Raw genomic sequence first — 13,868 nt, 5'->3', positions numbered from 1 at the left:
GTGTCACGCACTTGAGGAGATCCATGGCTCAGCCCTGGCAGGACACCACCCTTCCCGCCCACGTCCGGGCGGCGGACCTGCTCGCCCGGATGACCGCCGAGGAGAAGACGGCGCAGTTGTCCAGCGTGTGGCTGGGCGCCTCCATCGGCTCCGAATCCGAGGCCGCCGTGGCGCCCGGACAGCACGAGTACGCTGCCGAGAGCGCGGACCTCGACGCCCTCCTGCCGTACGGTCTCGGCCACCTCACCCGCCCCTTCGGCACCGTCCCCGTCGACCCCACCGAAGGCGCCGCCCGGCTCGCCGCCCTGCAAGGCCGCATCCGCGCCGGCAACCGCTTCGGGCTGCCCGCGCTCGCCCACGAGGAGTGCCTGACCGGCTTCGTGGCCTGGCAGGCCACCGTGTTCCCGACCCCGCTCGCCTGGGGCGCCACCTTCGACCCCGCGCTGGTCACGGAGATGGCGCGGGCGATCGGCGCCTCCATGGGCGCGGTCGGCATCCACCAGGGCCTCGCCCCGGTCCTCGACGTCGTACGCGACCCGCGCTGGGGCCGCACCGAGGAGTCGATCGGCGAGGATCCCTACCTCGTCGGCACCATCGGCACCGCCTACGTACGCGGCCTCGAAGCCGCCGGGATCGTCGCCACGCTCAAGCACTTCGCCGGCTACTCGGCCTCGCGCGCCGCCCGCAACCACGCGCCCGCCCCGCTCGGGCCGCGCGAACTGGCGGACGTGATCCTGCCGCCCTTCGAGATGGCGCTGCGCGAGGGCGGCGCCCGCTCCGTGATGGCCGCGTACAACGACATCGACGGCCTGCCCGCCCACGCGCACAGCGAACTGCTCACCCAACTCCTGCGTGACGACTGGGGGTTCGGCGGCACACTCGTCTCCGACTACTTCGGCATCGCGTTCCTGGAGTCCGCCCACCGGGTCGCCGCGTCCGAGGCGGAGGCGGGCAGGATCGCGCTCGCGGCGGGCGTCGACGTCGAACTCCCGGCCGCCCACTGCTTCGCGACGGGCGAGAGCTTCCCGGACGAACACCTCGACCGGGCGGCGCTGCGCGTCCTCACGCAGAAGTGCGAACTGGGGCTGCTCGACCCGGAGGGCGAGCCGGAGCCCTCGGCGGAACCGGTCGACCTGAACCCGCCCCACATGCGGGAGTTGGCGGCCAAGGTCGCGCAGGAGTCCGTGGTCCTCCTCGCCAACGACTCGGGCCTGCTGCCACTCCCGGAGGCGGCCGGCCTGCGCGTCGCCCTCGTCGGCCCCCTCGCCGACGAACAGGCCGCGATGCTCGGCTGCTACACGTTCCCGCGCCACGTCGGCGTCAACCACCCCGAACTGGCCACCGGCGTCGACATCCCGACCTTCGCGCAGGCGCTGCGCGCGGAGCTGCCGGGCGCCGAGTTCGTGGCCGACCCCGCGCGCGCCGACGTCTGCCTGGCCGTGGTGGGAGACCGTTCGGGCCTGTTCGGACGCGGCTCGTCGGGGGAGGGCTGCGACGCCGAAGACCTGGAACTCCCTTATGGGCAAGGGGTGTTGCTCGATGAGGCGTTCGCCTCCGGGGTGCCGACCGTCATCGTCGTCCTCAGTGGGCGCCCCTACGCGCTCGGCCGCTGGGCGGACCGGGCGGCCGCCGTCGTCCAGGCCTTCTTCCCCGGCCAGGAGGGTGGCGCGGCGGTCGCGGGCGTGCTGTCCGGCCGCGTCGAACCGTCGGGACGCCTCCCCATCGGAGTGCCGCGCACCCCCGGCGGCCAGCCCGCGGCCTACCTCGCCCCGCCGCTCGGCCGGCACGGCGGTCCCAGCAATATCGACCCCACCGCGCTCTACCCGTTCGGCCACGGACTCTCGTACACCACGTTCGCCTGGGACGCCCCGCAGTGCGAGGCACCCGAGTTCGGCACCGACGGCGAGGTGGCGTTGAAACTCACCGTGCGCAACACCGGTGAGCGCCCCGGCACCGAGGTCGTCCAGCTCTACCTCCACGACCCGGTCGGCACCGTCGCCCGCCCCGAGGCCCGGCTCGTCGGCTACGCCCGCGTCCCCCTCGACCCCGGCGACTCCGCCGAGGTCCACGCCACGTTCCCGGCCGACCTCGCCTCGTACACCGGCGCCGACGGCCGCCGCGTCGTCGAACCCGGCGCCCTCGAACTCCGCGTCGCAGCGTCCAGCGAGCACGTCCACCACACGGTGCCGCTCACCCTGACGGGGCCGGTCCGCGAGGTGGGTCACGACCGCCGGATGCGCTGCGAGATGCGCGTCAAGTGACGTACTCAACCATCCATGAATGACGACCAGTTGAGGAGACCCGCCATGCGCTCGAACCGCACCAGATCCGCCGCCCTCGCCGTCGCGACGGCCCTGCTCGTCGGAGGCCTCGCCGCCGCCCCGGCGTCCGCATCCGCATCCGCGTCCAACGGCAAGAAGACGGCCACCCTCCACGACCTCGCCCGCGCCCAGGGCCGCTACTTCGGCTCCGCCGTCGACAACCCGGAGCTCGCCGACACCCCGTACGCGAAGCTCCTCGGCACCGAGTTCGGCCAGACCACACCCGGTAACGGCATGAAGTGGTACGCCACCGAACCCCAGCGCGGCGTCTTCGACTTCACCGCGGGCGACGAGATCGTCGACTACGCCCGCGCCAACGGCCTCAAGGTCCGCGGCCACACCCTCCTGTGGCACAGCCAGCTGCCCGACTGGCTGACCTCCGGCACCTGGAGCGCCGACGAGCTCCGCTCGATCCTCCGCAACCACATCACCAAGGTGGTCAAGCACTACCGCGGCAAGGTCTTCGCCTGGGACGTCGCCAACGAGATCATGAACGAGGACGGCACCTACCGGGAGAACATCTTCTACAAGACCCTCGGCCCCAGCTACATCGCCGACGCCCTGCGCTGGGCCCGCGCCGCCGACCCCAAGGTCAAGCTCTACCTCAACGACTACAACGTCGAGGGCACGGGCGCGAAGTCCGACGCGTACTACGCGCTGATCAAGCAGCTCAAGGCCGACCGTGTGCCGATCGACGGCTTCGGCATGCAGGCCCACCTCGCCCTCCAGTACGGCTTCCCGTACCAGATGCGGCAGAACATCCAGCGCTTCGCCGGTCTCGGCGTCGACGTCGCGATCACCGAGCTCGACATCCGCATGCTCCTCCCCGCCGACGCGACCAAGCTGGCCCAACAGGCCGACTGGTACGGCCAGGTGACCGACGCCTGCCTCGCCGTGAAGCGCTGCGTCGGCATCACGCTGTGGGGCTACTCCGACAAGCACTCGTGGATCCCCGCGGTCTTCGACGGCGAGGGCGCCGCCCTGCCCTGGGACGAGAACCTCCGGCACAAGCCGGCCTACGACGCACTCCGCAAGGCCCTGACCGACTGACGGGTTGATGGGCAGACGGTTCAGCCCTCGGCCGCCACGCCCAGGCGCGCCTGCTCCTCCTCGACGATCCGGCGCGCGATCTCCGCGTCGGACACGTCGACGGCGTCCGGCGTCGCCTCGGCCATCGAGCTGCGCCGGGCGTACGCGTCGAACAGCCGGGACTTGTCGGCGAGTATCTTCACGAGGCGCTCGTCGACGCCGCCGGTGGCAAGCAGGCGGTGCACCCGCACCGATCTGACCTGGCCCATGCGGTGCGCCCGCGCCACGGCCTGGTGCTCAAGGGTCGGCTTGATCTGCGGCTCGCACAGGATCACCACGGACGCGGCCTGGATGTTGAGCCCGACGCCACCGGCCTGGATCTGCGACACGAGGACGGCGGGTCCTTCCGTGGCCGCGAACTCGTCGACGAGCTGCTGTCTGCGCGCGGGCGGCACGCTGCCGGTGAGCGGCCCGAACACCGGTCCGCCGACGGGCGGTTCCGTGTCGAGGGCGCCCTGGGCCGCGCGGAGCACATCGCGGAAGTTGGAGAACACGACGACCTTCAGCCCGGCCTCCGCGGCATCCCGGACCAGCTCGCGCAGCCGCTCCAGCTTGGCGGACTCCGCCGGGCGCGCGTACGCGGCCCGGCGCATCGCCATGAAGTTGCCGGACGCGACGGCCTCCCGGTAGGCGGCCCCGTCCGCCTCGCTCAACTCCTCCCACTCGTCCGTGTGCTGGAGGCTGGGCAGTTCGGCCAGTACGTCGTCCTGGTTGCGCCGCAGATAGACGGGGGCGACCGCCGTACGGAAGGCGACGGACCCGGCGAGGCCGTCCTCCTCGTCGAGCCGGTTCGCGAGCGCCGGATCCAGCACGCGCACGAGGTTGCGGAACTCCCCGACGCGGTTCTCCATCGGGGTGCCGGTCATGAACAGCACCCGCTCGCAGTGCTCCGCCCACTCGGCGACGGCCCGCGAGCGCAGCGTCTCCGGGTTCTTCACCGCGTGCGCCTCGTCGACGACGAGCATCCCCAGCTCGCCGCCACCGGGTGCGGGCAGCCCGCGCAGCGCGTCGTACGTCGTGACGGCGACACCGCCCCGGCCCTTCCAGTCGGCGAACGCCTCGCCCCGGTCCGGGCCGTGCACCGGCAGGACGCGCAGCGCGCTGCGGGACTCGATCTCCCGCGTCCAGTTCACGAGGACGCTCGCCGGGCAGACGACCATGAAGTGGCTCTGCCCCTCGGTCGCCAGGTGGGTCAGTGCGGCGATGGCCTGGACCGTCTTGCCGAGCCCCATCTCGTCGCCGAGCAGCGCGCGGCGCCGCGCGAGCGCGAAGCGGGCCCCGAACGCCTGGTAGCCGCGCAGCGACACCCGCAGCCGCGACTCGTCGAGCTGCTGCGTCCGCACCTGTTCGGCGATGTCGGCGGGCAGGAAGCCCTCGGCGGCGTCCTTGTCGGGCGACAGACCGGAGATCTCGCCGAGCACGCTGTAGTACTCGGCGGAGCGCACCTCGAAGTCGACCCAGGCCGCCACGTCCGTCGCGGGCCCGCGCAGCAGGTCGACCGAGGCCTGCGCGAACAGCGGCCCGGTGCCCGCCCGCTCGGCCTCCGCGACGACGGCCCGCACCTGCTCGGCGGCGTCGAGGGCGCGGGTCCGCCGCGCCCGCCCGGTGAACAGCAGCCGCAGCCGCCCCGCCGCGGGCCGCGCCTCGTCGAGCAGCGGTCCGAGCCGCCGGGCGATGCCCCTCGCGGCGTCGACGGCGTGCCGCGCGTCGGGGCCCGCCTCCACCAGCACGTGCAACGCCGTGACCAGCGCGGTCGTCCGGGGCTCGGGCTCGTCCACGTCGAGCGGCACCGCGGCCGTCTGCCGGACGCGCTCGGCGAGCCGGCCCGCGGCGGCCAGCAGCTGCGTCGCGGTCTGCGGGCCCACTCCGTGGATCTGGGTGAGGCGACCGGGCCCCGCGTCGAGGACCTGCCGCACCGTGCGCAGCCCGGCCCGCTCCACGAGCCCGACACGGACCCGCCCGTCCGTGGCCTCCTGGAGCCGCGCCACGGGCATGGTGTCGAGGACGCGGGCGACCGACTCGTCGAGGAGCGGTGCGAGGGCGTCCCGCACGCTCTGGACGGCCCGCGCGTGGTCGTCGAGCAGGCCGCGCACGGCGGCGTGGAGGCGTGAACCGTCGGCGACGGCCTCCCGCTCACTGCGTCCCATCGGGCCCGCCCTTCTCGTGCCGAGTCCGGCTCCGGCCGGTTCCCGCATCTTCGCATCGGGGTGTGACAGCGGGCCTGGCGGTCTCACGGGGTTGCGGTCACGGGGCTCTGCCCCGGACCCCGCTGGCTCTCGTCCAAGAGCGGGGCTTGATATGCACCGGCAACCTTTCCCACCACCCGCGGCGACAGCATTCCGGCACGTGCCACCCGGCACGCGTTCCCCCACCACGTACGGAGTGCATCAGCTGATGAGCGACACCCGTGGCAAGCCCCGGCACCGCAGACCCCGAACCGTCCTCCTCGCGGGCGCCCCGCTCGTCGTCGCCGCCGCGGCCGCCCTCGCCTACGGCGGCGGGTTCCTCGGCGCGGACGGAGCGGATTCGGCGAGCGCCGCGACCGCCGCCGCATGGGCCGACGACACCGCCGACGGCTTCGCGTCCGTCGACGCGCAGGGCCAGGACGGCACGTATGGCGGGCGCGGCGGCGAGACGGTCACCGTGAAGACCCTGGCCGACCTGGAGAAGTACGCGACCGCGAGCAAGCCCTACGTCATCGTGGTCGCGGGCGCGATCACGATGGACCCCGTCGGCAAGGAGATCAAGGTCGCCTCCGACAAGACCATCGTGGGCGCGGGCACCGCCGGGCACATCGTCGGCGGCGGCTTCTTCCTCGGCACCGGCGTGCACAACGTCATCATCCGCAACCTGACGATCCGCGACGCCTACCAGGGGATCTGGAACGACAAGGACCACGACTTCGACGCCGTCCAGATGGACGGCGCGCACCACGTGTGGATCGACCACAACGACCTGCGCAGGATGGCCGACGGGCTGATCGACGTCCGCAAGGACTCGACGAACGTCACCGTCTCCTGGAACAAGCTGAGCAACGACAACAAGGCCTTCGGCATCGGCTGGACCGAGAACGTCGTCACCGACATCACCATCCACCACAACTGGATCCGCGAGACGGAACAGCGCAACCCCTCCACCGACAACGCCGCGCACGCGCACCTCTACAACAACTACCTCCAGGACGACCCGGACACCGACATCACGTCCTCGTACGGGAACTACTCGCGCGGCAGGACGAGGATGGTCCTGGAGAACAGCTACTTCCAGGGCGTGAACAACCCGGTCATCAAGGACGACACCGCCACCCTCGTGCAGCGCGGCAGCGTCTTCTCCGGCACCAGCGGGCGCAACGAGAGCGGCGGCAGCGCCTTCACGCCGTCGGATTTCTACGCCTACACGCTCGACAGGGCGGCGGACGTACCGGGGCTGCTCAAGTCCGGGGTGGGGCCCCGGAGTTCGATCGGCACCACGAGTACGACGACGAAGGCCGCCGCCGCGAGCACACTCATCGTCGCCGCCGACGGCAGCGCCCAGTACAAGACGGTGCAGGCCGCCGTCGACGCCGTGCCCGCGAACAACACCGCGCGCGTGGACATCAAGGTCGCGCCCGGCACGTACCGGGGGACCGTGACCGTCCCGGCGAACAAGCCGCACGTGACGATCGTCGGCACCGGTTCGAGCCGCACGTCCACCGTGCTCGTCGAAGGGCACGCCGCCGGGTCGAAGAAGCCGGACGGATCGACGTACGGCACCTCGGGCAGCGCCACCGTCACCGTCCTCGCCGCCGACACCCAACTGCGCAACCTGAGTGTCAGCAACGACTACGACGAGAGCAAGGACACCTCCATCGCCGCGCAGGCCGTCGCGCTGCGCACCAGCGCCGACAAAGTGTTCCTCGACTCGGTCAGCACCAGCGGCGACCAGGACACGCTGCTGCTCGACGGCGCGGGCAAGCGCGTCTACATGAAGAACTCGTACGTCGTGGGCAACGTCGACTTCATCTTCGGCGGCGCGACCGCCGTCATCGACCAGTCCGTGATCACCCTGAAGAAGCGCTGGGACGGCACGTCGGCCGGGTACGTGATGGCGCCGAGCACCGCGGGCGGCAAGAAGGGCCTGCTCGTCAACCGGACCACCATCGGCGGCGACGTCTCCGCCGGCAGCTTCCACCTCGGCCGCAACTGGCACGCGGGCGGCGACGCCTCCCTCGACCCGCAGGCCACCGTACGCAACTCCACGCTCGGCGCCGCGATCAAGGCGAAGCCGTGGACCGACATGGGCGGCTTCTCGTGGAAGGACGACCGGTTCGCCGAGCACAAGAACACCGGCGCCGGGGCCGGTTCGGCGAGCGCCGACCGGCCGCAGCTGAGCGACGCCCAGGCGGCGCAGCAGGAGGTCGCGGACTGGCTGGGTGACTGGACGCCGACGGCCTCCTGACGGGTGGGAGGTGTACGCGGCGCCGCTCACCGCGCCGCGTACAGCTCCTCGACCTCCTGCGCGTACGTCTCCATGATCGCGGTCCTGCGCAGCTTCAGCGAGGGGGTGAGCAGGCCCTGGGTGGCGCCGAACTCGTGCGGGAGGATACGGAAGGCGCGGATTGACTCGGCGCGCGAGACACGGGAGTTGGCCCGCCGCACGGCACGCTGGATGTGGCCGCGCAGCTCCTCGTCGGTGACCGCCTCCTCGGGGGAGCCCAGGGCGCGGCCCTTGAGGCCCTGCCAGCTGGCGAGGGCCTCCGGGTCGAGGGTGACCAGGGCGGTGACGAAGGGCCTGTTGTCGCCGATCACGACGCATCCCGAGATCAGGGGGTGGGCGCACAGCTCCTGTTCCAGGGTCTGCGGCGAGAGGCTCTTGCCCGCGCTCGTGATGATGATGTCCTTCTTGCGGCCCGTGATGACCAGATGGCCGTCGGGGTCGAGGTGCCCCAGGTCGCCGGTGGCGAGCCAACCGTCGCGCAGCGCCGACTCGTTGGCCTTCGGATTGTTGTGGTAGCCGGCGAAGACGACATCGCCGGCCACCCAGATCTCCTCGTCGTCGGCTATGAACACGGCGTTGCCGGGCAGTGGCTTGCCGACCGTGCCGGGCCGTGGCGCGCCGGGCGGCTGGGCGGTGACCGCCGAGCTCGTCTCGGTGAGGCCGTAGCCGTTGTAGACCGGGAGGCCGCACGCCTCGAAGAACAGGGCGAGGTCGCGGGAGAGCGGCGAGCCGCCCGACACCACGCTGCGCAGCCGGCCGCCGAACACCGCCCGCACCTTCGAGTACACCAGGCGGTCGTAGACCTTGTGCGTCAGACGCAGTCGGGGGCCCGGCCCCGCGCCCACCCCCGCGGCGTGCCGCTCCATCGCCGCCGCGTACCGGATCGCGGACCGCACGGCCCGCTCGAACAGGGCGGTGTGGCCGCTCTCTTGCGCGCTGACACGTGCCTTGGCGAAGACTCGCTCGAAGATGTACGGGACCGCGTACAGGAACGTGGGCCGGAACGCGGCGAGCGCGGGGAGCAGCGCGCCGGGCGAGGCGTCCGGCTGGTGCGCGACCTTGCCGCCGCCGCGGACCGCGGTGACCACCTGGACCAGGCCATAGCAGTGCGAGAGCGGCAAAAAGGCCAGCGTGGACGGCTGTTCACCGGGCGGGCCGAACAGCTCGCCCCAGCCCGTCAGGATGGTGTCCGCCCCGGCGGCGATATTGCGGTGGGTGGTGACGCAGCCCTTGGGGGACCCGGTCGTGCCGGAGGTGTAGCAGATCACCGCGGGGTCCTGCGGGAGCACGCCGGCCCGCAACTGGTGCACCGCGTCGGGGTGCACCGCCGCGCCCGCCTCGATCAGCGCCTGGATCCCGCCCGACTCCAGCTCCCACAGCCGGGTCAGCTCGGTACGGGCGCCGTACGCGGCGGCCACCGTGATCGCGTTGTGCTCGTTCTCGACGACGACCCCGATTGCCTCCGTGTCCTGGAGGATCCACCGCACCTGCTCGGTGGACGACGTGGGGTACACCGGCACCACCGTGGCGCCCAGGCTCCACAGCGCGTACGCGATCAGCGTCCACTCGTAGCGGGTGCGCGACATCACGATCACCCGGTCGCCCATGCCGACCCCGCCGGCGAGGAAGCCGCGGGCCACGGCCGTCACTTCGTCACGGAACCGCGAGGTGCTGACCTCCAGCGCCTGGCCGTCGTCCCGGAGTAGCGAGAACTGCGGGCGCTGCGGGTCCTCCAGCGCGGCGCTGAAGACCGAGTCGGCAAGTCCGCCCGACTCCAACGGAGGCGCCAGGCGGGGCACTGCGAGTTGCCGCATGGGACTGCTCATCGCTCCCTCTGGTAGGCAAACCGTGTTGACGATTCAACCTGAATGCGTCGGAACGGCAAGCTACATCCAAGGGGAACTTTTCGCCCCTGAGTTGCATAACGAATCGACAGCCACCGGCGGGGCGTGGGTGATCGGCCGTGCTGTCGCTTCCGATACGCTGCTCGCTCCCAATGGCATGTACATCTAGAGGAGCGATCTCCGTGAAGCGGCGCCCGACCCTGGCCGGACTGACGATGGTGCTGGTGGTCGCGCTCGCGGCCTGCGGCGGTGGAACGGAGAAGTCGGCCTCGGTGCACGGCGGCGGCGGATCCGCCGGCAGCCAGTCGATCGAGCAGCACGACGACAAGGTGACCGGGGTGCGTGACGGGGTACGGCACATGCCGCGCCGCACGACCCGCGCCACCCGGGCGCACCTGGTGAAGAAGTGCGGGACGGACACCCGCAAGGTCCGGCACACCAAGCGCAGCCACGGCCGCACCAAGACCTACTACACGACGAAGAAGGTCCGCGACTGCCACAAGGTGCGCCGCGGCACCGAGAAGTACACGCGGGTCCTGCGGTCCGAGCGTTGGTGCGTCCGCCTCGACGACGTCAACGGCAAGCGCACCGCCGACGACCGCTGGTACCGGGTCAACTCCACGGTCTACGGCAGGGTGCAGGGGGACGAGGACCGGGCGAAGGTCACCATCGACCCGATCCGCGAGGGCTGCTGAGCCCGCGACGGACCGGGCCGGACCGGCCCGGACCGGCTCACGTGGCGGCGGCCTCCGGGATGCGCTCCTTCACCAGCGTGTAGAGGACGACCGCCACGGCCATCACACCGGCCGCGGTGAACACGCCCGCGGCCCAGCTGCCCGTCGCGTCGCGCAGCACACCGCTGACGACGGGGCTGGCCACCGCGCCGATCTCCGCGACCAGGTTGAACAGGCCGAAGAGCGAACCGCGGTCCTTCTCCGGGGCGAGGTCGCCGAGGATGCTGTGCACGATCGGCTGGAGCGCGTTGAAGAACAGGCCCGAGCAGAACAGGATCAGGCCGAGGAGCAGCAGCGACGGGTCGCCGTTCAGGACGCTGATGCCGAACGCCACCGCGAGCACCGTGTGCACCGCCGCGCACGTCACGGCGAGGGGCTTGCGGCCCTTGCCCGCGCGCACCCGCCGGTCCGCGATCCAGCCGCCGACGGGGAAGCCGATGATGCCCGCGCCCGCGTTGAACGCCGCGGTGAGGGCGGCCGCGCCCAGGCTGCTGTGCGCGGCCTCGGCGACGATCTGCACCGACCAGAACGAGAAGAACCACAGGTTCCACATCACGGCGATGAAGCCGATGTAGATCAACCAGACGTTCCGGTTGAGGAGTTGGGTGCTGCGGCCCGTGCGCACGATGCCGCGGATCACGATCGTCACCATGATGAGGAACAGGACGCCCGAGCCGATCGCGGTCAGCCAGTCCGGCCAGCTGAACTCGTCGGCGAACAGGAACAGGACGAGGATCGCGACGGCCGCGGGGATCGAGTAGCCGATGAGGCGAAGGGCGGGCGGGCCGAGCCGCAGCGGCCGGTCGCCGCGCCCCCGGAAGAACGCCCATGTCGCCCCGGCCACCAGCAGCGACACGACACCGAACACGTACAGCGGCATGCTCCACGCACGGCCGCCCATGCCAAGGGTGCCGCCCCAGTCGATGAGGTGCGGGGTGGCGACGATGCCGACGGTCAGGCCGATGGACAGGCCGGACAGGACGACGCCGAGGCCGATGGTGCGGCGGGCCGCGGGCGTGTGATTGATGACCAGGACACGGTCGTTGGAGTAGAAGACGCCCTCGCCGAGCCCGGTGAGCACACGCGCCACGACGAAGCCGATGAGCCCGCCGGTCAGGCCCGACACGAGGGTGAGCAGGCCCGCCCACAGCAGGGAGACGACGAGCATCTCCCGGTGGCCGTAGCGGTCGCCGAGCCGGCCGCCCGCGTACTGCGTGAGCATGTAGCCGGTGAAGAACATCGAGCCGATGAGCCCGCCCAGCGTCGCCGGGTTGGAGGCGTCACCGATGAAGCCCGCCTTGTTCTCGATCATCCACGCGACGACAGGACCGGTGACGGTGCGGTCCGCGTAGCTGATCAGCCAGCCCGCGAGCAGAAAGCCCCACAGGTGGGTGTAGTGCCCCGAGAAGAGCGCGCGGCCCTTGGTCTCGGTGGTGATGCGTGGTGGAGCGGCTGAATCCGACATGGGGTCCCCTGGGCGCTGAGCGGCGAGAAAGCGCTTGCTAACTTTGCAGAGGCTTGCGCGCAGGTCAACGGGTAGGCCGCCACGTCTTCACCGATTGGCGTCCAGTACGGCCGCGAGGCCTTGCCGCAGGTCCTCGACGAAGTACTCCGGAACCTCCAACGCCGCGAAATGTCCCCCGATTTCGGGCTCGCTCCACCGGACGATCCGCCGGTACCGCTCCTGCGCCCACGGGCGCGGGCACTTCTCGACGTCGCGGGGGTACGCGGTGATGGCGGCGGGGACGTCGACCCGGAGGTCGGGATCGAGCGAGTTGTGGCTCTCGTAGTAAATGCGGGCCGCCGACGCGCCGGTCCGCGTCAGCCAGTACAGGGTGACGTCGTCAAGGATCCGGTCCATGGAGATCGCCTCGAACGGGCTGTCCTCGGTGTCCGTCCACTCGGCGAACTTGTCGAGGATCCAGGCGAGAAGCCCGACCGGTGAGTCGACGAGCGCGTAGCCGATGGTCTGCGGCCGGGTCGCCTGCTGCTTCGCGTACGCCGCGCGGCGCAGCCAGAAGTCGCGGGTCTCCTCGGCCCATTCGCGCTCGACCGCCGTCAGCCCGTCCGTGGTCAGTCCGGGCGGCCCCTCCGCGAACGTGGTGTGGATGCCGAGGACCTGCGCGGGGAACCTGCCGCCGAGGACCGTGGTGATGTTCCCGCCCCAGTCGCCGCCGTGGGCCACGAACGTGCCGTAGCCGAGCCGGCCCATCAGCTCCACCCACGCGGCCGCGATCCTTTCGGTGCCCCACCCGGTGGTGGCCGGCTTGTCGCTGTAGCCGAAGCCCGGCAGCGAGGGCACCACGACGTGGAACGCCGGCGCGTCCGCGTCCTTCGGATCCGCCAGCTCGTCCACGACATCGGTGAACCGGGCGACGCTGTCCGGCCAGCCGTGCGTCATGAGCAGCGGCGCGGCGTCCGCGCGCGGGGACCGGCGGTGCAGGAAGTGGATGCCCAGGCCGTCGATGGTCGTACGGAGCTGGCCGATGCGGTTGAGGCGGTCCTCGAACGCCCGCCAGTCGTACCCGGTGCGCCAGTAGTGCACGACCTCGACGAGGTCGGCGAGCGGAACGCCCTGCTCCCAGCGGCGGGGACCGGGGCCGGAGCGCTGGACCGTCTCGGCCTCCGGCAGCCGCGCCGCCGCCAGTCGCGCGCGCAGATCGTCGAGCTCGGCGTCGCTTGCGTGGGCTTCAAACGCTTGCACATCTGCTTGCACGTCACTGCTCGGGCGGGTCATGAGACCTCCTGGCCTTAGCGGAACCGTCTAAGACGGTTCTAGCAGTTCTCCGATCCACCCTGCAACCGCCTAAGGTGGTTCCATGAGTGCTCGGTTCCCTGAATTCCGCCTCGGCAAGGTGCTGGCGACCAGCTTCACGGCGACCCTGACGGAGCGTCAGGGCGAGTCGGTGGAGCGCATTCCCGTGCCGCAACGGCTCATCGACTGGCTGGCGGTGAACGGCCTCGCCGTGGATTCCTGCTCCCTGGCCCAGCTCGATCTCGCCCGGGAACTGAGGGAGTCGATCCACGCCGCCGCGACGGCGGCCGCGCTCCAGGCCGCTCTCCCCGCGGCCGCTGTCCAGGTCATCAACGACCGCAGCGTTCAGGGCCGGGCCGCGGCCGTCCTGACGCCCGAGGGGGAGCGGCGATGGCGGCTCGGCTCGGACGCCGGCGTGGAGGACGCCCTCAGCGTGATCGCCGCCGACGCGATCGGCATCATCGCGGGCGAGCGGGACGGACGGCTGGCCCTGTGCGCGTCACCCACCTGCCAAGCAGCCTTCTTCGACACCAGCCAGAGCCGCACCCGCAGATGGTGCGACATGAACACGTGCGGGAACCGCCAGAAGAAGGCGCGCTTCCAGGCCGGCCGGCGCAAGAGCCCCGGCTCGGCGGAGTGATCGCCCCCG

The 13,868-nt window shown here is 71.6% G+C and carries 9 protein-coding genes; 5 read left to right on the top strand and 4 right to left on the bottom strand.

Annotation, left to right across the window (positions count from 1 at the left end):
* Window positions 1-23: 23 nt before the first annotated feature.
* Together ACIRHA_RS10910 and ACIRHA_RS10905 are read left to right on the top strand one after the other, a co-directional pair.
* Window positions 24-2,261, top strand: coding sequence for a glycoside hydrolase family 3 N-terminal domain-containing protein (locus ACIRHA_RS10910; protein ID WP_403842878.1), 2,238 nt, complete (start codon window positions 24-26; stop codon window positions 2,259-2,261).
* 45 nt (window positions 2,262-2,306) lie between these two features.
* Window positions 2,307-3,371, top strand: coding sequence for an endo-1,4-beta-xylanase (locus ACIRHA_RS10905; RefSeq protein WP_403842875.1), 1,065 nt, complete (start codon window positions 2,307-2,309; stop codon window positions 3,369-3,371).
* 20 nt (window positions 3,372-3,391) lie between these two features.
* Here the strand turns inward: ACIRHA_RS10905 and ACIRHA_RS10900 are convergent, their stop codons facing one another.
* Complete coding sequence (locus ACIRHA_RS10900; RefSeq protein ID WP_403842873.1) at window positions 3,392-5,557, bottom strand: DEAD/DEAH box helicase; 2,166 nt, start codon at window positions 5,555-5,557, stop codon at window positions 3,392-3,394.
* A 247-nt stretch (window positions 5,558-5,804) separates the two neighbouring features.
* Between ACIRHA_RS10900 and ACIRHA_RS10895 the strand changes: the two genes are divergently transcribed.
* On the top strand, window positions 5,805-7,847 hold the full coding sequence (locus ACIRHA_RS10895) for a pectinesterase family protein (protein WP_403842870.1): 2,043 nt from the start codon (window positions 5,805-5,807) through the stop codon (window positions 7,845-7,847).
* A gap of 26 nt (window positions 7,848-7,873) precedes the next feature.
* On the opposite strand, the gene ACIRHA_RS10890 is transcribed toward ACIRHA_RS10895, so the two are convergent.
* Window positions 7,874-9,700, bottom strand: coding sequence for an AMP-dependent synthetase/ligase (locus tag ACIRHA_RS10890; protein ID WP_403844416.1), 1,827 nt, complete (start codon window positions 9,698-9,700; stop codon window positions 7,874-7,876).
* 212 nt (window positions 9,701-9,912) lie between these two features.
* On the opposite strand from ACIRHA_RS10890, the gene ACIRHA_RS10885 reads away from it, so the two are divergent.
* Window positions 9,913-10,425, top strand: coding sequence for a hypothetical protein (locus ACIRHA_RS10885; protein WP_403842868.1), 513 nt, complete (start codon window positions 9,913-9,915; stop codon window positions 10,423-10,425).
* Between the two features lie 37 nt (window positions 10,426-10,462).
* On the opposite strand, the gene ACIRHA_RS10880 is transcribed toward ACIRHA_RS10885, so the two are convergent.
* Complete coding sequence (locus tag ACIRHA_RS10880) at window positions 10,463-11,929, bottom strand: MFS transporter (RefSeq protein WP_403842866.1); 1,467 nt, start codon at window positions 11,927-11,929, stop codon at window positions 10,463-10,465.
* Window positions 11,930-12,016: 87 nt separating this feature from the next.
* Complete coding sequence (locus tag ACIRHA_RS10875) at window positions 12,017-13,201, bottom strand: epoxide hydrolase (RefSeq protein ID WP_403842863.1); 1,185 nt, start codon at window positions 13,199-13,201, stop codon at window positions 12,017-12,019.
* Window positions 13,202-13,283: 82 nt separating this feature from the next.
* On the opposite strand from ACIRHA_RS10875, the gene ACIRHA_RS10870 reads away from it, so the two are divergent.
* The gene (locus ACIRHA_RS10870; protein WP_403842860.1) at window positions 13,284-13,859 is read left to right on the top strand and encodes a CGNR zinc finger domain-containing protein; all 576 of its coding nucleotides are present in this window, start codon (window positions 13,284-13,286) and stop codon (window positions 13,857-13,859) included.
* Window positions 13,860-13,868: the final 9 nt, after the last annotated feature.

The sequence above is a fragment of the Streptomyces sp. NPDC102360 genome (assembly GCF_044766085.1).
Lineage (GTDB): Bacteria > Actinomycetota > Actinomycetes > Streptomycetales > Streptomycetaceae > Streptomyces.
The sequence above is the reverse complement of the archived record's forward strand: the minus strand, read 5'-3'. Positions and strand labels throughout refer to the sequence as shown.

Excerpts from the sequence above, each read along its gene's own strand:
- ACIRHA_RS10910 (WP_403842878.1), top strand. The coding sequence starts at position 24 with ATGGCTCAGCCCTGGCAGGACACCACCCTTCCCGCCCACGTCCGGGCG.
- ACIRHA_RS10905 (WP_403842875.1), top strand. The coding sequence starts at position 2,307 with ATGCGCTCGAACCGCACCAGATCCGCCGCCCTCGCCGTCGCGACGGCC.
- ACIRHA_RS10900 (WP_403842873.1), bottom strand. The coding sequence starts at position 5,557 with ATGGGACGCAGTGAGCGGGAGGCCGTCGCCGACGGTTCACGCCTCCAC.
- ACIRHA_RS10895 (WP_403842870.1), top strand. The coding sequence starts at position 5,805 with ATGAGCGACACCCGTGGCAAGCCCCGGCACCGCAGACCCCGAACCGTC.
- ACIRHA_RS10890 (WP_403844416.1), bottom strand. The coding sequence starts at position 9,700 with ATGCGGCAACTCGCAGTGCCCCGCCTGGCGCCTCCGTTGGAGTCGGGC.
- ACIRHA_RS10880 (WP_403842866.1), bottom strand. The coding sequence starts at position 11,929 with ATGTCGGATTCAGCCGCTCCACCACGCATCACCACCGAGACCAAGGGC.
- ACIRHA_RS10875 (WP_403842863.1), bottom strand. The coding sequence starts at position 13,201 with ATGACCCGCCCGAGCAGTGACGTGCAAGCAGATGTGCAAGCGTTTGAA.
- ACIRHA_RS10870 (WP_403842860.1), top strand. The coding sequence starts at position 13,284 with ATGAGTGCTCGGTTCCCTGAATTCCGCCTCGGCAAGGTGCTGGCGACC.